16 protein-coding genes and 1 riboswitch are annotated in these 21,498 nt (G+C 72.5%); of the genes, 3 read left to right on the forward strand and 13 right to left on the reverse strand.

Annotation, left to right across the window (positions count from 1 at the left end):
- Positions 1-15 precede the first annotated feature (15 nt).
- The 8 genes from AB0N63_RS29275 to AB0N63_RS29310 form a co-directional block, all read right to left on the reverse strand.
- Positions 16-489, reverse strand: a complete 474-nt coding sequence (locus tag AB0N63_RS29275; RefSeq protein WP_365533486.1) for a septum formation initiator family protein — start codon at positions 487-489, stop codon at positions 16-18.
- 200 nt (positions 490-689) lie between these two features.
- The gene (eno, locus tag AB0N63_RS29280) at positions 690-1,976 is read right to left on the reverse strand and encodes a phosphopyruvate hydratase (protein ID WP_365533441.1); all 1,287 of its coding nucleotides are present in this window, start codon (positions 1,974-1,976) and stop codon (positions 690-692) included.
- Between the two features lie 311 nt (positions 1,977-2,287).
- Positions 2,288-3,019: a transglycosylase family protein gene (locus tag AB0N63_RS29285; protein WP_365533443.1), complete on the reverse strand. Its 732-nt coding sequence runs from the start codon at positions 3,017-3,019 to the stop codon at positions 2,288-2,290.
- Between the two features lie 4 nt (positions 3,020-3,023).
- Positions 3,024-3,189: riboswitch (cyclic di-AMP (ydaO/yuaA leader) on the reverse strand.
- 182 nt (positions 3,190-3,371) lie between these two features.
- Positions 3,372-4,490 carry a transglycosylase family protein gene (locus AB0N63_RS29290; RefSeq protein ID WP_365533445.1) on the reverse strand — a complete coding sequence of 373 codons (1,119 nt, stop codon included), beginning with the start codon at positions 4,488-4,490 and terminating at the stop codon, positions 3,372-3,374.
- A gap of 157 nt (positions 4,491-4,647) precedes the next feature.
- Positions 4,648-6,063 (reverse strand): cytochrome P450, encoded by a 1,416-nt coding sequence (locus AB0N63_RS29295; protein ID WP_365533448.1) that lies wholly within the window; start codon positions 6,061-6,063, stop codon positions 4,648-4,650.
- 230 nt (positions 6,064-6,293) lie between these two features.
- A complete protein-coding gene (locus AB0N63_RS29300; protein ID WP_365533451.1) occupies positions 6,294-7,277 on the reverse strand; it encodes a nucleoside triphosphate pyrophosphohydrolase in 984 nt (327 codons plus the stop codon).
- A 127-nt stretch (positions 7,278-7,404) separates the two neighbouring features.
- Positions 7,405-8,037 (reverse strand): SurA N-terminal domain-containing protein, encoded by a 633-nt coding sequence (locus AB0N63_RS29305; RefSeq protein ID WP_365533453.1) that lies wholly within the window; start codon positions 8,035-8,037, stop codon positions 7,405-7,407.
- Between the two features lie 172 nt (positions 8,038-8,209).
- Positions 8,210-9,040 carry a glycoside hydrolase domain-containing protein gene (locus tag AB0N63_RS29310; RefSeq protein WP_365533455.1) on the reverse strand — a complete coding sequence of 277 codons (831 nt, stop codon included), beginning with the start codon at positions 9,038-9,040 and terminating at the stop codon, positions 8,210-8,212.
- 402 nt (positions 9,041-9,442) lie between these two features.
- On the opposite strand from AB0N63_RS29310, the gene AB0N63_RS29315 reads away from it, so the two are divergent.
- From AB0N63_RS29315 to AB0N63_RS29325, 3 genes are all read left to right on the forward strand, one after another.
- The gene (locus AB0N63_RS29315; RefSeq protein WP_365533458.1) at positions 9,443-10,195 is read left to right on the forward strand and encodes a hypothetical protein; all 753 of its coding nucleotides are present in this window, start codon (positions 9,443-9,445) and stop codon (positions 10,193-10,195) included.
- Positions 10,196-10,271: 76 nt separating this feature from the next.
- Positions 10,272-10,628 (forward strand): hypothetical protein, encoded by a 357-nt coding sequence (locus tag AB0N63_RS29320; protein ID WP_365533460.1) that lies wholly within the window; start codon positions 10,272-10,274, stop codon positions 10,626-10,628.
- A 141-nt stretch (positions 10,629-10,769) separates the two neighbouring features.
- Positions 10,770-11,213 (forward strand): hypothetical protein, encoded by a 444-nt coding sequence (locus tag AB0N63_RS29325; protein WP_365533463.1) that lies wholly within the window; start codon positions 10,770-10,772, stop codon positions 11,211-11,213.
- Positions 11,214-11,231: 18 nt separating this feature from the next.
- Here the strand turns inward: AB0N63_RS29325 and AB0N63_RS29330 are convergent, their stop codons facing one another.
- The 5 genes from AB0N63_RS29330 to AB0N63_RS29350 all read right to left on the reverse strand — a co-directional run bounded on the left by AB0N63_RS29330 (position 11,232) and on the right by AB0N63_RS29350 (position 21,209).
- Entirely contained in the window at positions 11,232-12,011 is a 780-nt protein-coding gene (locus tag AB0N63_RS29330) for an HNH endonuclease family protein (RefSeq protein ID WP_365533465.1), read from the reverse strand.
- A 322-nt stretch (positions 12,012-12,333) separates the two neighbouring features.
- Complete coding sequence (gene mfd, locus AB0N63_RS29335; RefSeq protein ID WP_365533468.1) at positions 12,334-15,888, reverse strand: transcription-repair coupling factor; 3,555 nt, start codon at positions 15,886-15,888, stop codon at positions 12,334-12,336.
- A 538-nt stretch (positions 15,889-16,426) separates the two neighbouring features.
- Positions 16,427-19,006, reverse strand: a complete 2,580-nt coding sequence (locus AB0N63_RS29340) for an FtsX-like permease family protein (protein ID WP_365533470.1) — start codon at positions 19,004-19,006, stop codon at positions 16,427-16,429.
- A complete protein-coding gene (locus AB0N63_RS29345; protein ID WP_365533472.1) occupies positions 19,003-19,791 on the reverse strand; it encodes an ABC transporter ATP-binding protein in 789 nt (262 codons plus the stop codon). The genes AB0N63_RS29340 and AB0N63_RS29345 overlap by 4 nt, the downstream gene beginning before the upstream one ends.
- A 491-nt stretch (positions 19,792-20,282) precedes the next feature.
- Complete coding sequence (locus AB0N63_RS29350; RefSeq protein WP_365533474.1) at positions 20,283-21,209, reverse strand: cellulose-binding protein; 927 nt, start codon at positions 21,207-21,209, stop codon at positions 20,283-20,285.
- Positions 21,210-21,498: the final 289 nt, after the last annotated feature.

Consider the following 21,498-nt stretch of genomic DNA (forward strand, 5'->3'; position numbering starts at 1 on the left):
GTCTTTCTCATCCGTTCACTGGCCGGCGTCGGCCTTGTCGACGCCGTACCAGACATTGGTGTACCAGGGACGGCGGGCCGTCCCCTGCTCGGCGCGGGACTGCTTGACCGGGCCCGGGTCGACCACGGTGTAGCCGGTCTCACCGGGCATCACGTAGTGCAGCCGCTGCCGGATCTGCTGCTCGGCGTACGCGTCGTCCTGCCAGCGCGCCTTGAGGTCGCGCAGCTGCTCGACCCGCTGCTGGGCCTGCTGCTTCTGCCGCTTCAGATCGGCGATGCCCTCGCGCTGGGAGACGTACTGCCGCATCGGGTACGCCAGCGCGACCACCATCGAGCAGACCACCAGCGCCAGCAGCGCCGCGCGCCCGGTGAGCCGGGAGCGTCGCGCCTGGCGCCGGGTCTGGGAGCGGTAGACGCGGGCGGCGGTCTGCTCGCCGAGCAGCCTGAGCCTGGTCGCGGTGGAGAACCGGTCCCGGTCCCGCACGGCCATCGTCTCCGCCTCCCGATCGTGTCCGTTCACACGTGCGTACGTCCCCGGACACGGTACGGGACCGCGTCCGGGGACGTACGTACGACTGGCTGAATCTTGACCTCTTGACCTCTTTGCGGCCCGTGCCGCGCGGCGGCGGCGCGGGCCGGTCAGCCTGCTCGGGCCGCTCGCCCGCCGGGCCGAGCGGCTTGCTGGCTCGCTCAGCCCTTGAAGCGCGGGAACGCGCTGCGGCCGGCGTACACCGCGGCGTCGTCGAGGATCTCCTCGATGCGCAGCAGCTGGTTGTACTTGGCGACGCGCTCGGAGCGGGCCGGGGCACCGGTCTTGATCTGACCGCAGTTGGTGGCGACGGCCAGGTCGGCGATGGTGACGTCCTCGGTCTCGCCGGAGCGGTGGGACATCATGCACTTGAAGCCGTTGCGCTGGGCCAGCTCGACGGCGTCCAGGGTCTCGGTGAGCGAGCCGATCTGGTTCACCTTCACCAGCAGGGCGTTGGCGGTGCCCTCCTCGATGCCGCGGGCGAGGCGCTCGGGGTTGGTGACGAACAGGTCGTCGCCGACGAGCTGGACCTTCTCGCCGAGCTTGTCGGTGATGACCTTCCAGCCTGCCCAGTCGTCCTCGAACAGCGGGTCCTCGATGGAGACCAGCGGGTAGGCCGCCACCAGCTCCTCGTAGTACTCCGTCATCTCGGCGGCGGAGCGCTCCTTGCCCTCGAAGAGGTACTTGCCGTCCTTGTAGAACTCGGAGGCGGCGACGTCGAGCGCCAGGGCGATCTGCTCGCCGGGGGCGTAGCCGGCTTCCTTGATGGCCTCGAGGATCAGGTCCAGGGCCTCGCGGTTGGAGCCGAGGTTCGGGGCGAAGCCGCCCTCGTCGCCGAGGCCGGTGGCCAGACCCTTGGCCTTCAGCACCTTCTTGAGGGTGTGGTAGACCTCGGCGCCCCAGCGCAGGGCCTCGGAGAAGGACTCCGCGCCGATCGGGGCGATCATGAACTCCTGGATGTCCACGTTGGAGTCGGCGTGCGAGCCGCCGTTCAGGATGTTCATCATCGGCACCGGCAGCAGGTGCGCGTTGGGGCCGCCCAGGTAGCGGAAGAGCGGGAGGTCGGACGCCTCGGAGGCGGCGTGCGCGACGGCGAGCGAGACGCCGAGGATGGCGTTGGCGCCGAGGGAGCCCTTGTTGTCGGTGGCGTCCAGGTCGAACATGGCCTGGTCGATCAGCCGCTGCTCGGTGGCGTCGTAGCCGACCAGCTCCGGGCCGATCTGCTCGATCACGGCGAGGACGGCCTTCTCGACGCCCTTGCCCTGGTAGCGGTTCGGGTCACCGTCGCGCAGCTCGATGGCCTCGAAGGCGCCGGTGGAGGCGCCGGACGGGACGGCGGCACGACCCGTGCTGCCGTCGTCGAGGCCGACCTCGACCTCGACCGTGGGGTTGCCTCGGGAGTCCAGGATTTCCCGGGCTACGACGACGTCGATGGACGGCACGAGCATCTCCTTCGTGGATGTGACGCTTGAAGTGCGGGGCAGGTGTGCCTTGCGGCTAGAGCCTAACCGTCCCGGGGCGCCGACCGGCCGACCGACCGTCCCGTGGACAGGGTGACGCTACACATTGTTCCAGCACGGAACAAAGGGGCCGGTGACGGGGCCGGGAACAGAAGGTGAAAAAGCCCCGCCCCGGTGCGTACGGGGGAGAACGCACCGGGGCGGGGAGCCCGTGGGGACGGGGGGTCAGCCCCGTGTGGACGCCACCATGGTGGCGCTCACGCCGGGGCGGGGCCGGTGAGCGGGCCCGCGGCCTGCTGTCACTTCAGGTGCAGCTGCTGGCCCGGGTAGATGAGGTCGGCGTCCTGGACGATGTCCTTGTTGAGCCGGAACAGCTTCTCCCAGCCGCCCTGGACGTGGTGCGCGGCGGCGATGGAGCTGAGGGTGTCGCCGGCGACCACCTTGTACTCGCCGTCGCCCTTCGCGACCTTCTTGCCGGTCGGGGTGGTGACGGTCTTCTTCGGAGCCGGCCGCGTGGCGGAGCGGTTGGCGCTCTGCTGCTCGGTGGAGCGGCCGGCGGCGCTGCTCCCGGACGAGCCGCTGCTCTTCGAGCTGCTGCCGGAGTCGTTGCCCGACGAGGAGGAAGAGGACGAGGAGGAGCTGGTGTCGCCCGAGTACGAGGCGCCGGACAGGCCCTTGCCGCAGACCGGCCAGGCGCCCTTGCCCTGGCCCGCGAGGACCTTCTCGGCGACGGCTATCTGCTGCGACTTGCTCGCCAGGTCGGCGCGCGAGGCGTAGGCGGTGCCGCCGTACGCGGCCCAGGTGGAGTTGGTGAACTGCAGGCCGCCGTAGAAGCCGTTGCCGGTGTTGATCGACCAGTTGCCGCCGGACTCGCACTGCGCGACCGCGTCCCACTCGGAGGCGGTGGCGGCGGAGGCGTTGCCCGCGGCCATCAGCGGCGCGGCCACGGCGGCACCGGTGACTCCGGCGAGCGCGATGGCCCGGGTGGCCTTGGAGGGACGACGGTGCTTGCCCTTGCTGGAAAACAGCATGGTTGGATCCCCTCACCGACGCCTGCGAGGTGAGCTGTCGGGTTCGGGCCGGTTGAGTTGCCCGGCCGCGCCCTCGATGAGGCACGGCTTCACCCCCAGCCGCTCCGGTCAACCGACCGGCGCGGCAACTTACCTGGGTCCCCCGCTCCTGCCTGCGGCGCGTGACGCGACGACTGTTCCCGTACGGCCGCTGGCAGGATTCGGCGTTGCGGCCGCCGGGGCTCGCGGTGGCGAGCGATCACGACCGTAGACACGCGATCGACGGAATTTCAAAGACGATCAGGGCTTCTGAGACTCATCCCACACTTTCACCGAAAGGGACATTCGGCGCGAAGCGTGACGTGAACTCCCCCTAGTTTGCGGCGTTTTCGGCGGGGACATCCAGGGTCTGACCGGCGGCGACGCGGTTCGGGTCGGAGCCGATGACGCTCTGGTTGGCGGCGTAGAGCGCGTGCCATCCACCGTCCACGTCAAGGGAGTCGGCGATGGAGGCGAGGGAGTCGCCGGAGCGGACGGTGTAGGAGCCGCCGACCGTGTCGGTGGCGAGTCCGTCGGTCCGGGAGGCGTGCCGACCGCCCGCGGCGGCCGCGGAGTCGCCAGCGGGGTCCTCGGCGGCGCTGCCGCCGCGATGCCGGCCGCCGCCCAGCGCCCCGGTGTCCACGAGGGCCGAAGAGCCCACCACCTGCTGGGGGTTGACCGAGTAGTCGGAGTCGCCGGACCCGGCACCCGCCGAGGGGGTCGTACCAGGCGTACCGGACGTGTGGGATGTGTCGGACTTGGCCGTGTCGTCCTTCTTCGTGGGCGAGGAGGGCGAAGTGGACTGCTTCGCGGCGGGGTCGTCGGGCCGGTCCGCCGAACGGGACGTACCGGGCGTACCGGACGGCGAGTCCGTCGTGTCGCCGTCGGCGGCGGTGGAACCGGACGAACCGGTGGAGTTGGACGAACCGTGGGACGAGTCGGACAGGCCGGGGTCCTCGTCGCCGGACGAACCGGAGGTACCGGATGAACCGGACGACTTGCCGGTGCCTGTCGCGCCCTTCCCGGAAGTGGTGGGCGCGGAACCGCCCACGCCCGTGTCGACCTCGGCCGCGCCCGAACTCCTGGTGAGCCCGGCGAGCAGCCCGCAGGTGTGCCAGGCGCCCGGGCCGCGGTCGGCGAGTATCTTCTCGGCCACGGCTATCTGCTGGGACCGGCTGGCCTGGTCGGGGCTCGCCGCGTACGCGAGGCCGCCGTACTGCTCCCAGTCGTCCTGCGTCAGCAGCAGGCCCCCGTAGTAGCCGTTGCCGTTGTCGGCGCTCCAGGAGCCGCCGGTCTCGCACTGCGCCACCTTGTCCCACGTGGTGCCGTCGGCCGCGCTGGCGCCGGAGGCGGCGACGAGCGGGATGGCGATGGCCGAGCCGGTGACGCCGGCGGCGACGAGGAGGGCCGGAGCCTGGCGGGGGCGACGGTGACGACCGTTCCCGGAGAGCATGCGGAGACCTTTCGGCGACAACGGTGACGGCGCGGCGGGCGGTGACCGCCGCCGCGCTGATGCGTGAAGGTAGCCGCTCCCGATCACTTGTCACAAGTTAATGCCGCGTAGATCACGTGAACATCACATAGTTGAACTCGTATCAGCTTTGCGTTCGTCAAGGAGACGTGGAAGGGGGCGGGGCGGGAGTCCGGTCGGGGCCCGGGGCGGGGTCGCGAGTGGAGCCGGGGACGGGGTTCGGGGTCGGGGTCGGGGTCGGGGTGAAGCGGACCGGGAGGGTGCGCAGGCCGCGCATGATGAGGCCGCCGCGCCAGCGCAACTCCGCCGGGTCCGCGTCCAGTCGCAGGTCGGGCAGCCGGGTGAGGAGGGTGGCCAGCGCGGTCTGGCCCTCCAGCCGGGCGAGCGGCGCGCCGAGGCAGTAGTGGATGCCGTGGCCGTAGCCGAGGTGCTGGTTGTCCCGCCGGGCGAGGTCCAGGGTGTCCGGGTCGGCGAACCGCTCCGGGTCCCGGTCGGCCGCGGCCAGCACCACCAGCACCGGGTCGCCGGCGGCGATGTCCTGGCCGCCGAGGGTGAGCGGGCGGGTGGCGAACCGCCAGGTGGCCAGCTCCACCGGGCCGTCGTAGCGCAGCAGTTCCTCCACACCGGTCTCCAGCAGGCCGCGTTCCCCCGCGGCGAGCGACCTCTGCAGCCGGCCGCGCTGGTCCGGGTGGGTGAGCAGGGCGTAGGTGCCGTTGCCGATGAGGTTGACCGTGGTCTCGAAGCCCGCGAACAGCAGGATGAAGGCCATGGCCGCGGCCTCGTTCTCGGTGAGGTGCTCGCCGTGGTCGGAGGCGCGGATCAGACCGGAGATGAGGTCCTCGCCGGGGGTGGGCTCGGCGGGGAGCGCCAGGCGCTTGCGGTGGATGAGGTCGGCGAGGTAGGCGCGCATCTTCTTCACCGAGCGGGCGACGCCGCCGCGGGGGCCCTTGCCGTGCCGGATCATCATCCCCGCCCAGTCCCGGAAGTCGTCCTGGTCCTCGCGGGGGACGCCGAGCAGGTCGCAGATGGCGTAGATGGGCAGGGGGAAGGCGAACTCGTGGATGAGGTCGGCGCTGCCGTGCGCGGCGAAGCGGTCGATGAGGTCGTCGGCGAGTTCCTGGACGCGGGGGGCGAACTCCGCGACGCGGCGGGGGGTGAAGGCCTTGCTGACCAGGCGGCGCAGGCGGGTGTGGTCCGGGGGGTCGATGTTGAGCAGGTGCGTCATCAGGTCGGCCTTGCGCTCGCCCGGGATGCCGGTCTTCCCCTTGGCGTGGGCCGGTTCGTGGTGATGCGCGGGGTTCTTGGAGAGGCGGGGGTCGGCCAGGGCCTGTCTGGCGTCGGGGTAGCGGGTGACCAGCCAGGCCTCCACTCCGCTGGGAAGGCGGGTGCGGTGCACGGGGGCGTGTTCTCTGAGCCAGGCGTAGGCGGGGTAGGGGTTGGTGGCGAAGTCCCAGGTGAAGAGGGTGGGGGCGGCTGTGGGGGCCTGGTGGGGTGCGGTGCCTTCGGGGTCTTCCCGGCGCGGGGTGGGGTCGGGGGTGGGTGGCTGGTCTTGCATGGGGGTGACCCTAGTCGTGAGGGTGCGGGGGGCGGTCCGGGACGGGCCGCCCCCCGCACCTCCTTCCCGTCCCGAACCTGGGGGCTGCGCCCGCAGAGCCCGCTGAGGCTCGTTGGCCCGTGCGGATCCGTGAGGCCGGGCGCGCCCACGCGGCGGAGCCGCACATCAGTACAGCCCCGCGCCCCTCAGCCGGCCCTCCGGGACTCCCCGGCCGCTTCCCTCCAGCTCCCTCAGACTCCCTCTGTCCTTCTGATCGCGTCCCTGTACGTCCTTGCCGCTGCTCTCAGTGCCGCCTCCGGGTCTGTTCCCCGGGATTCGGCTTCTGCGGCCAGGCTCAGGAGGGTGTAGCCGATGCCCTCTCCTCGGGGGAGGGGGACGGCGAGGCCGGCCGTGCGGGCCCGGGAGGCGAGTTTGGCGGCCAGAGCCAGGGCGGGCTGGCCCAGGGGGATGCCGTCCGTCACCGAGGCGCGGCGCTTCTCCACCGCCTTCGTGCGCAGCCAGTGCTCCTTGACCTCTTCCGGGGTGGTGGCGCTCTCGTCGCCGAAGACGTGCGGGTGGCGGTGGATCAGCTTGGTGACGATGCCGCCGGCCACGTCGTCGACGGAGAACGGCTCCTCGGCGTCCTCCTCGGCGATCCGGGCGTGGAAGACCACCTGGAGCAGGACGTCCCCCAACTCCTCGCGCAGTTCCCCGCGGTCGCCGGCCTCGATCGACTCGACCAGCTCGTAGGCCTCCTCGATGGCGTACTTGGCCAGGCCCTGGTGGGTCTGCCGGGACGACCACGGGCACTCGGCGCGGATGCGGTCCATCACCTGCACCAGGTCCAGCAGGCGGGCGCCGGGGAGGTCGTAGGAGGCGGGGAGCAGTTCCAGTTCCGGCATGCTCACCCGGCCGGAGCCGGCGAGGCGGGCGAGGCCGTCGGTGAGGGCCGGTTCGCCCTCGCCGGTGGCCACGACCACCACCGTACGGCCGCCGGCACAGGCGGCGACCAGGTCCTCGGCGGTCGGCGCCGCCTCGTCGACCGTGACGCCCGCCTCGCGCAGATACGGCAGCTGCGGATGCGCTCCGTCCGCGCACAGCACCCGGTCAGCACCGTGCAGTGCACGCCAGGCGGGCCAGGACAGCAGTCCGGGGGCGACCCGGTGGCTGGTGGTGAGCAGGACGATGCGGCCGGGGGCGGCTTCGGTGCTGTGGGCGGCGGCGGTGGTGTTCACCCCTCGAACGTAACCCACCGCGCCGACGGCCCCCCGAGTCGTCCACAGGGGCAGCGGGGGCCGGGTGCCGGTGCCCGTGAGGTGTCCACAGGGCGGCCGGGGCGGCCCCCTCAGGCCGTACGCTGCCTCACGCCCCCGCCGCCGTCACGTCCCGCAGCCACGGCGCCTTCGCCTCGACGCCGCCCTTCTGGACGTCCCAGGCGCCGTAGCGCGGGTTGAGGTCGACGCGCAGTGCACCGGAGGCGTTGGACAGGGCCTGCCAGAAGGCGGGCTGGGAGGTGTCCGTGTGGAGCTTCGTCGCCAGCTTCTGCGCCTCCACCTGGAGGCGGAGGTTGTCGTCGAGGCGCTCGGGGGCCACGCCGTACTGCTGGAGCCAGGCGGTCTCCAGGGCCTTGGCGCCGCCCGCCCGCTGCTCCAGACCGGCCCGCAGCTGCTGGACCTCGCGGCGGGTGACGCCGACGCCCGCGTCCCGGGCGGCGCGGTCCAGGACCCGGTCGAGCACCATCTGGTGCAGGGTGTCCCGGGAGAGCGTGCCGGTGCGGGCGACGGCCTGCTCGTACTGCGCCTGGTCGGGGACCGCGGCGCGCTGCGCCCGGCGCACTTCGTCCACCCGGCTCTGCAGCTGCGCGACGGTGATCCGCTGTCCGCCCACCACGGCCGCGGCGCCGGGATGCGCGTCGCTGCCGCAGGCGGTCAGGAGGGGGGCCGCCGCGGCGATCGCGGCGGACAGGACGAGCGCGGTGCGACGGCGGCGGTGCAAGGAAACCTCCCGAGGAGAGTTTGTGCGGCGGTGCACAAAGTCTTGCGGTGATCGATGGTAGGCAGCGGCCGGGCTCCGGCCAAGCCATTGGACCAACGATTCGCCGCGACTTCGGGCACCGCCGCCGCCTCGCGTCCGCGTCTCCTCCCGGTGGCGGCGGTGGACGCGGCCGTCAGCCGGTGATCGCGACGGGGGCGTCCCACCAGTCGCGGTCGACGGTGAGGGTGTAGCCGCCGCGGGTCTCCTTGCTGTTCACCTTGTACTGGTGGGCGCGGCTGTGGTTCGTGAACTGGGTGGCGCCCCAGGGCCAGTCGGAGGTGACGGTCTCCTTGCCGTCCCACAGTGCGTACCAGAGGTTGCCGGGCAGGTCGGTCTTGTCGCCGGCGGTGGCGACGGCCTTGGCGCTGGAGCTGGTGAAGCCGTAGTAGCCGGCCCGGTAGGTCTTGGCGCGCAGCTCCTTGTCGAAGGAGCGGACGTAGGCCAGCACGGCGTCGTTGCACGACTTGTTCGCCGTGTCGTACGGCTCCATGTCGAGGTAGAGCGCGCTGCCGGCCTTCATGCCGAGCGCGGCGGCCTTGGCCACGGCGTCCTTGGCGTCGGCGGTGCCGAGGGAGACGGCGGTGGCGGCGGTGAGCTTCTCCGGGTTGGAGCCGGTCTGGCACGGCGGCTGGGCGCCGACGTAGATCGGGACGAGCTTCCAGCCCTGCGCGCTGACCGACTTCACCCAGGAGGCGGTGAGGTTGGGCTGGTTGCAGCCGCGGTTCTTGCCGCCGACGTAGACGGCCGCCGCTCCGTAGTACTTGTCGGCGCGCCAGGCCTTCATGGCGTTCAGCGAGGGCGCGGTGCAGGTGTCGAAGGCGTGGCCGGTATAGGTCTTCTGGGCGGGCCAGGTGGTCGCGGCCATCGAGGTCTGCGCCGCTATCCCACCGCCCGCGAGGACGGCGGCCCCGGCCACTGCCCACGTGATGTATCTGCGCTTCTTGGACTGCCGGTGCTCGGCCATCCCCACCCCTGCGTGTGTCGGCGCGCACGCGCGGGTGCGCGCGTGCATGCGTGTCGGAGCGGCCTACGGCCACGTCGTGTGACGGCGTACGTCCGCTGGGAACGTGCTGGACCCCCTGATGCCGCGTGCGGGTCCGTCTGCGACGGTCTCCGGGCACGCGGAGCGGATCGCACGGTAACCGACGGGACTTCCGCGTACGGGAAACGGAGCCTCTGCCTCGCCACATGATTCCCTCAAGCAACGGTAAAAACAATGGCGTCGAGGGTGACGAGCGGGGGCCGGTTCCGTTCGTCCGGCGACCTTGACCGACTGTTGATCACCGCATGACCTGTGCGTGAACCGTGAAGACGCTGGGCGTCGTAGGGTCCGCTGGCACCCCGTATGACTGTTCGAAGGACTCAGATGCACATCCCGTCCCGCACCGCCCGTGCCGCCCGCCTCCTCGCGGTGGCCGCGCTTCCCCTGGCCCTGGCGGCCTGCGGCACCTCCGAGAGCGCGTCGGCCACGGCCACGGCGTCCCCGGCCGCGGCGTCCCCGGCCGCCGCGAAGGACCCGAACACCGGTCTGCTCACGGGGACCCAGCTGAAGAAGGCGCTCGCTCCCGCGTCGTTCTTCGCCTCCGGCTTCGCGGTCGACCCGGGCGCCGCCCGGGACACCGGCGACACGTACACGCCCCCGTCGACGGCCCCCGCGGCGAAGCCGGACTGCTCGAAGCTCGCCTCCACCGGCTGGATCGACATCACCGGGATCGGCGGGGTGTCCTTCGCGCAGAACGACTACGTGAACAAGAACACCTCCGAGGACATCGGCCAGGAGATCGACGCCTACCGGGGCACGACGGCGGCGGACGTCCTGGCGGGCGTGGCGAAGGCGGCCGCTTCCTGCACCGGTTTCACCGACTCCGACACCCAGTCGAAGGTGAAGGTCGCCCAGCGGGCCGTGCCCGGTCTCGGTGACGCCGCGTACGAGATCACCCTGACAACCCCCGCCTGGGAGAACGGCACGACGCTGATCGCCGCCCGTGTCGGCACGAACGTCGTCAGCGTGCTGTCCACGGACGGCCACGACGACGGCGCGGCCACGGCGAGAAAGCTGACGCAGCGGATCGTCGCGTCCCTGAAGTCGGCCAAGCCGTCCGCGCAGCCGGCCTCCTGACGCCTCGTCGCCGCACGGCCTGCTCCCGGCGCCCCGTGGCTTAACCTTGCCCCCTGCACTGCCTTGGGGGGTAGAGATGGAAAAGCAGCTGGAGGCCGGCTGGTTCCAGCGGATCGCCTGGTCGGTCCTGGCATGGGGCTCGATGGGCCTGCTGGTGTGGGTGCCGTTCCTGTACGTGGCGGTCCGCCGCGGCCGGGGCTCCGACTGGGGCGCCTTCGCCTCGTTCACGCTGTTCGACTGCGTGCTGGTGACCTGGATCTCGCTCATGCCCGAGGAGGGGTCCGACGACGCGCTCCTCGGCCTGGTCTTCATCGCCTGTCTGCTGGCGGCGACGCTGATGCTGCTGTTCGCGGTCTTCGACCGGCCCACGCCCCAGCCGGCGCCGTACGGGCCGGCGCCGCAGGGCCCGTACGGCTACCCGTACGGCCGCTGAGGACTCGGCCGGGGCCGGTACGGGCGCCGGGCGGGTCGCGGGCCGGTGCGTGCGGGGGCCGCGTGGTCCCGTTCCGCCGCCGTCCTCCTCGCCCTCTCCTGTCCTTCCGTTCCGTGTCCCGTCCCCTCCCCAGGAGTCCCCATGGCTCTCAACTCCCGCCGCGCCCGTCAGCTGATGGACGCCACAGCCCCGTTGCTCGCCCCCGGCGAGCAGGTGCGGCTGACCAGCCTGGCCGGTGTCGGCTCGGTGTCCTTGCGCAGGCAGGCGGTCACCGCCGCCGTGGTCGGCGTGCTCAGCGCCGGCACGGTGATGGCGGCCGTCACGCCCCGCCCGCTGTACCTCGCGCTGACCGACCGGCGGGTACTGTTCCTCGACGGCAACCGGGGCGGCAAGCCCGGCGCGCTCGTACTGGACCTGCCGCTGGCGCACGTGTCGGCCGGCGCCTCGAAGAAGGCCTTCCTCGGCCTCCAGTACGTCACGCACCTCGCGATCGCCGGGCAGGAGCAGGGCCTGAAGATCACCTTCCCGGTGCAGCACCGCGGGGACGGGCCGCGGTTCGTCGCGGGAGTGCCGGCACGGGCCTGAGCGCCCGCGTCCCGGCCGTCAGCCGCCGCACTGCTTCAGCATCATCTGCTTGTCCGCCGTCGTCACCGGCAGCTTGTACTTCAGCGAGACCTGGGCGAAGCGCACGCTGTACGCGCACCGGATGTCCTTGCTCGGCGGCAGCCAGGTCGCCGGGCCCGAGTCGCTCTTGGCGCCGTTGGCCGGGCCGTCCACGGGGATCAGGTTGAGCGGGTCGTTGGCGATCTGCTCGCGCTTCTCCTTGGTCCAGTGCGCGGCGCCCATCTGCCAGTCGTAGGACAGCGGCATCACATGGTCGATCTGGACGGTCGTCGCGTGCGCCTTGGTCCACCGGATGGTGCGGCCCGTGTACGGGTCGGCCAGCGTCATCGAGGTGACCACGCAGTTGGAGCCCTTGCGGAAGGCGACCTTCTGGCCGTCGCGCTTGAGCAGGTCGTTGCGGGTGTCGCAGCCGTTGTGCGCGTACGGCACGCCGTCGACGCTGTCCATCCAGGCGTAGCCGAACTCGTCCCGGTCGTAGCCCGTCTTCGGGCCGCGCCCCTTCGTCGCCACGGTCGCGATGATCTTGCGGGCCGCGGCCCGGTCGGTGTCGCTCGTCAGCGGGGCCAGGCCCGGCCTGGTGCCGTCCGGGTTCTTCAGCGGGCTGACGGCGTGCCCGTCCGAGACCGGCGCCCGGCTGCTCGCCCCGCCGCCCTTGGCGCCGTCGGCGCCGTCCGTCTTGTCCACCCCGCCCTTGCAGCCGGCGACCAGGGCCACCGCGGCGCACACCGCGAGCCCGGTGCGTGCGAGGGGGCGCCGCATCCCGCGACGCCCCGCGTGTTCCTCGCGACCATGACACACCTGCGCGCCCATGAACCCTCCCTCGCCTCTTCGGCCCCGCCCCTGGTGCGCGCGGGCCTGTCTTACCTGTGCCCACCGTAACCAGACGCAAGTACAGCCCACTTGGGGCGCGAAGAGGCAAAAGGAGCAGATGGGGTGTATTCGGTCGGTGTCGCGTACGACACCCCGGACGACACGGGCGGCACCCCCGGGCGCGACCCCCGGCTCGGGCAGGCCGACCCCAAAGGGCGCGGGCAAGCTCCCCCGCCGGCGCGGGCGACGGCCCGCCCGTGCCCCCGCCGCGCTACGACCCCAGCACCGACGCCAGGAACTCGCCCACCCAGCCCAGCAGTTCGCGTCCGACCAGCGGCTTGCCGCCGACCTTCGCCGTCTTCGGTCGGGGCACGAGGATCTGGTGGGCGGCCGGCTTGATGACCGTGCCCGGGTACAGGCGCTTGAGGCGCAGCTCCTGCGACTCGCGCAACTCCACGGGCGCGAAGCGGATGTTGGCGCCCTGGAGGACGATCTCGCCGACCCCGCACGCGCGGGCCAGCATCCGCAGCCCGGCCACCAGCAGCAGGTTCTCCACCGGCTCGGGCAGCTTGCCGTAACGGTCGGTGAGTTCCTCGCGGACGGCCTTGACGTCCTCCTCCGAGTTGGCGGCCGCGATGGACCGGTAGGCCTGGAGGCGCAGCCGCTCGCCGGGCGCGTAGTCGTGCGGGACGTGCGCGTCGACGGGCAGCTCGATCTTGACCTCCAGCGGCGGCTCCTCCTCCACGCCGCCCGACTCCAGCTGCCGCCGGTAGTCGGCGACGGCCTCGCCGACCATCCGGACGTACAGGTCGAAGCCGACGCCCGCGATGTGCCCGGACTGCTCGCCGCCGAGCAGGTTGCCCGCGCCGCGGATCTCCAGGTCCTTCATCGCCACGTACATGCCCGCGCCCATCTCGGTGTGCTGGGCGATGGTGGCCAGCCGCTCGTGGGCGGTCTCCGTCAGCGGCTTCTCCGGCGGGTAGAGGAAGTAGGCGTAGCCGCGCTCGCGGCCCCGGCCGACCCGGCCGCGCAGCTGGTGCAGCTGGGAGAGGCCGAAGTTGTCGCCGCGCTCGACGATGAGGGTGTTGGCGTTGGAGATGTCGATGCCGGACTCGACGATCGTGGTGGACACCAGCACGTCGAACTTCTTCTCCCAGAAGTCCACCACCACCTGCTCCAGGGCCTGTTCGGACATCTGGCCGTGGGCGGTGGCGATCCGCGCCTCGGGGACGATCTCGCGCAGCCGGGCGGCGGCCCGGTCGATGGACTCCACCCGGTTGTGGATGTAGAAGACCTGGCCCTCGCGCAGCAGTTCGCGGCGGACCGCCGCACTGATCTGCTTCTCCTCGTAGGGCCCGACGAAGGTGAGCACCGGGTGGCGTTCCTCGGGTGGGGTGGTGATCGTGGACATCTCGCGGATGCCGGTGACCGCCATCTCCAGGGTCCTGGGGATCGGGGTGGCGGACATGGTGAGCACGTCCACGTTGGCGCGCAGCTTCTTCAGCTGCTCCTTGTGCTCGACGCCGAAGCGCTGCTCCTCGTCCACGATGACCAGGCCCAGGTCCTTGAACCTGGTCTCGGAGGCGAACAGCCGGTGGGTGCCGATCACGACGTCCACCGAGCCCTCGCGCAGGCCCTCCAGGACGGCCTTGGCCTCGGTGTCGGTCTGGAAGCGGGAGAGCGCCCTCACGTTCACCGGGAACTGGGCGTAGCGCTCGGAGAAGGTGCCGAAGTGCTGCTGCACCAGCAGCGTGGTGGGGACGAGGACGGCGACCTGCTTGCCGTCCTGGACGGCCTTGAAGGCGGCGCGTACCGCGATCTCGGTCTTGCCGTAGCCGACGTCGCCGCAGATCAGCCGGTCCATCGGGACCGACTTCTCCATGTCCTCCTTGACCTCGGCGATGGTGGTGAGCTGGTCGGGCGTCTCCGCGTACGGGAAGGCGTCCTCCAGCTCGCGCTGCCAGGGGGTGTCGGCGCCGAAGGCGTGGCCGGGGGCGGCCATCCGGGCCGAGTAGAGCTTGATGAGGTCGGCGGCGATCTCCTTGACCGCCTTCTTGGCGCGCGCCTTGGTCTTGGTCCAGTCGGCGCCGCCGAGCCGGTGCAGGGTGGGCGCCTCGCCGCCGACGTACTTGGTGATCTGCTCCAGCTGGTCGGTGGGGATGTAGAGGCGGTCACCGGGCTGGCCGCGCTTGGCGGGGGCGTACTCCACGACGAGGTACTCGCGGGTGGCGCCCTGCACGGTGCGCTGCACCATCTCGATGTAGCGGCCCACGCCGTGCTGCTCGTGGACGATGTAGTCGCCCGCCTCCAGGGTGAGCGGGTCGATGGTCTTGCGGCGGCGGGCCGGCATCCGGGCGCCGTCGCGGCTCGCGGTGCGCTGGCCGGACAGGTCGGTCTCGGTGAGCACGGCCAGCTTGAGGGCGGGGTCGACGAAGCCGGTGTCGATGCAGCCGCACGCCACGTGCACCACCGACGGGGACAGCTCGCCGAGGTCGCCGGTGCGGCCGTCGGTGACGGCGAGGCGGGCCGCGATGCCCTCCGCGCCGAGCACCTCGACCGTGCGGGCGGCCGGGCCGTGGCCCTCGGTGACGAAGACGGTGCGCCAGCCGTCGGCGAGCCAGCCCTTGGTGTCGGCGAGCGCCTTGGCGGTGTCGCCCCGGTAGGTGTCGGGGGCGTGCATGCCGAGCTTGAGGGTGTCGCCGTCGTCGGCGCTCTCCTCGGCGGCGAACGGCGTGATCGACCACCACATCATGTCCAGTTCGCGCGCCCGCTCCCGCACGTCCGCGATGGACCACAGGGAGGCCGCGTCCACGTCGATGGGCGCCTCGCCGCCGCCCGCGGTCGCGGCCCAGGACGCCTGGAGGAACTCCTGGGAGGTGGCGACCAGGTCGGCGGCGCGGGTGCGGACCCTCTCCGGGTCGCAGACCACGGCCATGGCGCCCTTGGGCAGCACGTCGAGCAGCAGTTCCATGTCGTCCACCAGGACGGGCGCCAGGGACTCCATGCCCTCCACGGCGATGCCCTCGGCGATCCTGCCGAGCAGCTCGCCCAGCTCCGGGTGGGCCTCGGCCAGGGCGCGGGCCCGCTCGCGCACCTCGTCGGTGAGCAGCAGCTCACGGCAGGGCGGCGCCCACAGGCCGTGCTCGGCGACCTCCAGGGAGCGCTGGTCGGCGACCTTGAAGTAGCGGATCTCCTCGACGTCGTCGCCCCAGAACTCGACGCGCAGGGGGTGTTCCTCGGTGGGCGGGAACACGTCGAGGATGCCGCCGCGCACGGCGAACTCGCCGCGCTTCTCCACCAGCTCCACACGCGCGTACGCGGCGGCGGCCAGGGCCTCCACCACCTGGTTCAGGTCGGCGCTCTGGCCGGTGCGCAGGGCCACCGGTTCCAGATCGCCGAGGCCCTTGACCTGCGGCTGGAGCACCGAGCGCACGGGGGCGACGACGACGGAGACGGGACCGGTCTCGGGGTCGTCGGCGCGGGGGTGCGCGAGGCGGCGCAGCACGGCGAGGCGGCGGCCGACGGTGTCGCTGCGCGGGCTGAGCCGCTCGTGCGGCAGGGTCTCCCAGGAGGGGTACTCCACGACGCCCTCGGCCGGCAGCAGCGAGCGCAGGGCGGCGGCCAGGTCCTCGGCCTCCCGCCCGGTCGCGGTCACCGCGAGCACGGGCCGGCCCGCCTCGCGGGCCAGGGCGGCGATGGCGAAGGGCCGGGCCGCGGGCGGCCCCACCACGTCGACGTGCATGCGGTTGCCGTCGGCCGCGGCGGCGATCGCTTCCGCGAGGGCGGCATCCTTGACGACGGCGTCGAGCAGACCGTGCAGGCTCATGGCGGGGGCTTCCGTCCGGGGTGACAGGGTGGTGTGGACAACGCGAAGAGCCCGACTCGTGCGACGGGCCGGGGCTCCTTCAGCGTACGACGCCGGGGACGGGGCCGACGGGCGGCTGTGGACGACGGCCCCGGCGCCACCGGGCGGCCCGTCGGAACGGGGGCCGGTACGGCGGGGGCGGGGAGGCGCGCGGGCGCGGGCGGTGGACGCACGGCAGCGGTCACGCGCCGCCCCGCCGGACGGGACCGGCGGCCGTGCGCGTCGCTTCACTCCGTGCCGCATCACTCCGTGCCGAGGTCGGACCAGCCGTGACGCGGCGCGCGAAGACCGCCCTGAGGCCGGCCGGCACCGGGCACCGGCCGCCCCGCGGTCGTCAGCGCGCCCTCGTACTCGTCCTCGGCGTCGAAGACCGGCGCTGCCCCCGCGGAACACGACGGCCCGGGGCCGGGAAGCCTTCGCGGCTTCCCGGCCCCGGGCCGGCCCTCCCCCGCCGGGACCCCGTGCGCACCCCCGTGGCGCGCGGCGTCCCGGCGGTCCGCTACTCCGTGGCGATGGCGTTCAGGACGTTCATCCGGCCCGCCCGGAACGCCGGGACCAGGGCGGCGAACAGGCCCACGAAGGCCGAGCCGACGAAGACGCCGATGATGGTGGGCCAGGGGATGTCCAGGACGTGCAGGCCCTCCAGGGCGAGGAGCTTCTGCGCGGTGGCGCCCCAGCCCATGCCGAGGCCGAGGCCGAGCAGCGCGCCGAACAGGGCGATCACCACCGACTCCAGGCGGATCATCCGGCGCAGCTGCCGCCGGGAGAGGCCGATGGCCCGCATCAGACCGATCTCCCGGGTGCGCTCCACCACCGACAGGGCCAGCGTGTTCACCACGCCGAGCACCGCCACGATGATCGCGAGGGCGAGCAGGCCGTAGATCAGGTTGAGCAGCTGCCCGATCTGGTCCTTCAGCGCCTGCTTGTAGTCGCTCTGGTCGCGCACGGTGTACTGCGGGTAGTCGTGCAGCTTCGTCTTGAGCGCCCGGTAGGCGGCGTCCTGCTGCCCGTCCTTGGCGGTGCCGAAGACCAGCACGTCCAGCGGCATCCGGTCGGCGGGCACGTACCGGGCGACGGTGGCGATGGAGGTGTACATCGCGCCCTTGTCCACCACGACGTCGTCGCTGGTGACGGCGCGCACGGTGAGCCGTGCCGTACGGCCGTCCCCGAAGTCGACCGAGACCTTGGAGCCGATCTTCAGCCCGTGGTCCTTGGCGAAGCCCTCGACGACGGACATCGAGTCGGCGCGGTAGGCGTCGGCGAGCTTCCCCGCCACCGTCTTGGTGCGCAGGTCCTCGGCGTAGGAGGCGTCGGCGGCGTTGAGCGTCTTCTTCCGGGTCACCTCGCCGTCGGGCGTGGTCAGGGCGACGTCGAGCAGCCGGTACTCGGTGACCCGCTCCAGCTGCGGCACCGACTTCACGGCCTGCACGGCCTGCGGGGTGATCAGCTGGCCGCGGTCGGACTGGATGATGAAGTCCGTGCCGACGGTCTTGTCGAGCTGGTCGGTGGCCGAGGCCACCATGGAGGAGCCGACCACCGACAGGCAGGCCACCAGGGCCAGGCCGATCATCAGTGCGGCGCCGGTGGCGCCGGTGCGGCGCGGGTTGCGCAGCGCGTTGCGCTCGGCCATCCGGCCGACCGGGCCGAAGACCCGCAGCAGCACCGCGCCGAGCACCCGGACCACCGCGCCGGCCAGCAGCGGGCCGACGACCACGAGGCCGATCAGCGACAGCACCACGCCGAGGCCGAGCCACAGCGAGCCCTCGCTCGCCTCGGAGGCCTGGGCCGCCGCGTACAGCGACGCGCCGCCGGCGCCGGTGAGGAGCAGTCCGAGCGCGGCCCGGACGCGTCCGGCGCGGGCGTCGGCGGGGGCGCCGGCGTCGCGCAGCGCGGCCATCGGCGAGATCCGGCCGGCGCGGCGGGCCGGCAGGTAGGCGGCGACCACGGTGACGACGACGCCGAGCACCAGGCCGAGCACCGGCGTCGTCCACGCGACGGTCAGGTCGTCGGTGGACAGGTTCATGCCCATGCTGCCCATGAGCTTCATCAGCCCGACGGCGATGCCGACGCCCGCGCCGACGCCGAGGACCGAGCCGGTCACGCCGAGCAGCAGCGCCTCGGCCAGCACCGAGCGGTTGACCTGCTTGCGGGAGGAGCCGATGGCGCGCATCAGGCCGATCTCGCGGGTGCGCTGGGTGACCAGCATGGAGAAGGTGTTGATGATCAGGAAGATGCCGACGAGGAAGGCGATCCCGGCGAAGCCGAGCATCGCGTACTTCATCACGTCCAGGAAGCTGCCGAGTTCCTTGCGGTTGGCGTCGGCGACCTCCTTGGCGGTCTGCACCTTGTAACCGCCGCCGAGCGCGGCCGTCACCTTCTGCTTGAGCTGCGGGTCGGTGACGCCGGCCGCCGCGGTGACGTTGACGTTGGTGTAGACGCCGGTTCGGCCCACCAGGGTCTGCTGGGCGGTCTTCGTGTCCAGGTAGAAGAGCGCGGCGCCGGGGTTGGTGACGGTGAAGGCGGCGATGCCGGAGACCTTCGCCGGGTGGGTGCCGACCGCGCTGATCACGGCGATCCGGTCACCGAGCTTCAGGTGGTGCTTGTCGGCGGTGTCCTCGTCCACCATGACCTGGCCGGGGCCCTCGGGCGCGGCGCCGGAGGTGATCTTCATGGTGCGGGCGTCGGTGGCGCCCCAGCTGGCGACGATGGTGGGGCCGCCGCTGCTCGGCGAGAGGCTGTCCTTGGCGGCGTCCACGACGGTCACCGAGGTGGACGACACCGCGCCCTCGGCCGACTTCACCCCGGCCGTGCGGCGCACCGTGTCGAGCACGGAGGCCGGCATGACCGGCGGCCTGCCGGTGCCGGAGGTGGTCTCGCCGGTGTCGGAGGCGCCCTTGGCGCTGACCGTCACATCGGAGGCGGTGGCCGCGAACAGCTTGTCGAACGTGGTGTTCATCGTGTCGGTGAACACCAGGGTCCCGCAGACGAACGCCACCGAGAGCAGCACCGCCACCGCCGACAGCGCCATCCGCCCCTTGTGCGCGAGGAAGTTGCGCAGCGAGGTCTTCAGCACGGTCATGACGTACGCCCCCGTGCGTCGAAGTCCTTCATCCGGTCCAGGACGGCCTCGGCGGTCGGCCGGTACATCTCGTCCACGATCCGGCCGTCGGCGAGGTAGAGCACCCGGTCGGCGTAGGAGGCGGCGACCGGGTCGTGGGTGACCATCACGATGGTCTGGCCCAGCTCGTCCACGGAGCGGCGCAGGAAGCCGAGGACCTCGGCGCCGGCCCGCGAGTCGAGGTTGCCGGTCGGCTCGTCGCCGAAGATGATCTCGGGCCGGGCGGCCAGCGCCCGGGCCACGGCGACGCGCTGCTGCTGGCCGCCGGAGAGCTGGTTGGGCCGGTGCTTGAGGCGGCCGGCCAGGCCGACGGTCTCCACCACCCGGTCCAGCCACTGCCGGTCCGGCTTGCGGCCGGCGATGTCCATGGGCAGCGTGATGTTCTCCAGCGCGCTCAGCGTCGGCAGCAGGTTGAACGCCTGGAAGATGAAGCCGATCCGGTCCCGGCGCAGTTGCGTGAGCTTTTTGTCCTTCAGACCGGTTATCTCGGTGTCGGCCAGGTGTATCCGCCCGCTCGTCACGGTGTCGAGCCCGGCCAGGCAGTGCATCAGGGTGGACTTGCCGGACCCGGAGGGGCCCATGATCGCGGTGAACTGGCCGCGGGCGATGTCCACGTCGACGTGGTCGAGGGCGACGACGCGCGTCTCCCCGGCCCCGTACGCCTTCACGACCTGCCGCGCTCGCGCGGCAACGGCCGTAGTCCCTCCAGTACCCCCGTGCCTGGGAATGGTCACAGCCGATGTCACGGTACGTCTCCTATGTCGGTCAGGCGTGAAGCGCGCGGGCTCGCGGCGCGTGCGTGCTGGGTGCGTCGTGTGTGGTGCGTGCGTGGTGCGCGGTGCGTGCGGAAGCGGATGCGGTGGGACCGCGCCCGGGTGACGGTGCGTCGGGACGGCCCCTTCCGGCCCGTCCTCGGTGCGCCTTCGGTGCGTCTTCAGCACGTCTTCGCCACGTCGAAGAGTCTGTCCGGTGCGGGCCGTCGGCGCGCTGGTGCTCGGCACCGTCTTCCACGGGGGAAAACCCCACCCCCCTCGGTGCGGCCGGCCACCCCCCGGTGGCGTAAAGCCAGGTTAAGGACGGGGCGTGGGCCTTCTCGTCCTCCGGTGGGACGAAGCCGCCCCCCACCCCGGTACGGAGCAACCCCTAGGGGGTTTCCACCGTCGGGTGGAGTTCCTCTCAGGGTCGTCTCCACCCGCGGACCCGGGCCCGGCCCGCCGGGGCCCGGTCGTCGCGCGCGTCACTGCGGCACCCGGGCCGCCCGTCCGGTCAGGGTCGTGATGCTGTCCTGGACGGTGTCCATCTGGGCGCGCATGTCGTCCCACATCTCGCCGTGCGCGCGCAGCACCCGCTCGGTCTCCCGGGCGGTCCGCTCCGCCTGCCGCCGCGCCTCGGCCAGCACCTCCGCCGCCCGCGCCCGCGCCTGCTCGGGACCGCGCCGCGCCGCCTCCCGCGCATCGGCGAGCGACTGCTCCGCCTCGCTCAGCGCCGCCTCGACGGCGGCCAGCCGTACGGCCTGCTCCGCCTCCAGCGCGGCCTGGCGGCCGGACAGTTCGCGCTCGGTCGCGATCATCCGCTCCTCGTGCTCGCGGCTCTGCTCGGTCAGCATCCGGGAGGTGGCGCGGCGCGCCTCGCGCAGCGCCTTCAGCGCCTCACTGCGGCACTCGCGCACCTCGTGCCGCACCGCGATCCGCATCTCCTCGGCCTGCGCCTGGGCCGCGCGCAGCCGGCGACGCGCCCACTCCTCGGCCTGCGCGCGCACCGCGTCGGCGTACGCCCGCGCCTCCTGGAGCACGGCCTCGGCGCCTGTGCGCCCCCCCTCCGTCGTACGCCGCGCCTCCCGCCGGGCCCGGTCCCGTACGGCGTCGGCCTCCTGCTGCCCCAGCTCGTACAGCCGACGGGCGCCCTGCCCCAGCGACTCGTAGGTCTGCTCGCCGAGTCGGGCGACCGTCTCCCGCAGCGCCTCGGTCTCCGCCTCCATGTGCTTGGCCAGGACCGTCAGCCGGGCGGCGCGCTCCCAGGCCGCGTCCCGGTCCGCGGAGAGCGCGTCCGCGTACGCGTCCACCTGGTCGGGCCGGTAGCCGCGCCCCCGTACGACGACGAAGCCGTGGACCGGGGCCGCTGCCGACGACCCGGACGACGTCGATGACCTGGAGGCGCTGCTCATCCCGAACCCTCTCCGCCGAATCCGACCAGCCGGACGCGTTGCACGTCCGGACGGACACACAGGGACGCATCACGATGATTGCGCGGACATCTTGATGTATAGGACGGAAATCTTCATAACGCGACACTCCGGACGAGTGACCGACGGGCGGAGGCCGGGCACGCGAAAGGGCCGGGCCCGGTCGTACGACCGGGCCCGGCCCCCGCTCCCCCAGCGGGTAACCCCCGACCCACGGGAAGGGCGCGTGTGGGGGAAGACGGGTCGAGGTATAGTTGTTATAAGGATGGTG

Source organism: Streptomyces sp. NPDC093260 (assembly GCF_040683715.1).
GTDB classification, from domain to species: Bacteria; Actinomycetota; Actinomycetes; order Streptomycetales; family Streptomycetaceae; genus Streptomyces; species Streptomyces sennicomposti.

Bases quoted from the DNA above. Each gene is read 5' to 3' on its own strand.
- AB0N63_RS29350 (WP_365533474.1), bottom strand. From the start codon at position 21,209: ATGAGCAGCGCCTCCAGGTCATCGACGTCGTCCGGGTCGTCGGCAGCG.
- AB0N63_RS29290 (WP_365533445.1), bottom strand. From the start codon at position 4,490: ATGCTCTCCGGGAACGGTCGTCACCGTCGCCCCCGCCAGGCTCCGGCC.
- AB0N63_RS29310 (WP_365533455.1), bottom strand. From the start codon at position 9,040: ATGGCCGAGCACCGGCAGTCCAAGAAGCGCAGATACATCACGTGGGCA.
- eno (WP_365533441.1), bottom strand. From the start codon at position 1,976: ATGCTCGTGCCGTCCATCGACGTCGTCGTAGCCCGGGAAATCCTGGAC.
- AB0N63_RS29275 (WP_365533486.1), bottom strand. From the start codon at position 489: ATGGCCGTGCGGGACCGGGACCGGTTCTCCACCGCGACCAGGCTCAGG.
- AB0N63_RS29340 (WP_365533470.1), bottom strand. From the start codon at position 19,006: ATGACCGTGCTGAAGACCTCGCTGCGCAACTTCCTCGCGCACAAGGGG.
- AB0N63_RS29285 (WP_365533443.1), bottom strand. From the start codon at position 3,019: ATGCTGTTTTCCAGCAAGGGCAAGCACCGTCGTCCCTCCAAGGCCACC.
- AB0N63_RS29295 (WP_365533448.1), bottom strand. From the start codon at position 6,063: ATGCAAGACCAGCCACCCACCCCCGACCCCACCCCGCGCCGGGAAGAC.
- AB0N63_RS29315 (WP_365533458.1), top strand. From the start codon at position 9,443: ATGCACATCCCGTCCCGCACCGCCCGTGCCGCCCGCCTCCTCGCGGTG.
- AB0N63_RS29325 (WP_365533463.1), top strand. From the start codon at position 10,770: ATGGCTCTCAACTCCCGCCGCGCCCGTCAGCTGATGGACGCCACAGCC.
- mfd (WP_365533468.1), bottom strand. From the start codon at position 15,888: ATGAGCCTGCACGGTCTGCTCGACGCCGTCGTCAAGGATGCCGCCCTC.
- AB0N63_RS29330 (WP_365533465.1), bottom strand. From the start codon at position 12,011: ATGCGGCGCCCCCTCGCACGCACCGGGCTCGCGGTGTGCGCCGCGGTG.
- AB0N63_RS29320 (WP_365533460.1), top strand. From the start codon at position 10,272: ATGGAAAAGCAGCTGGAGGCCGGCTGGTTCCAGCGGATCGCCTGGTCG.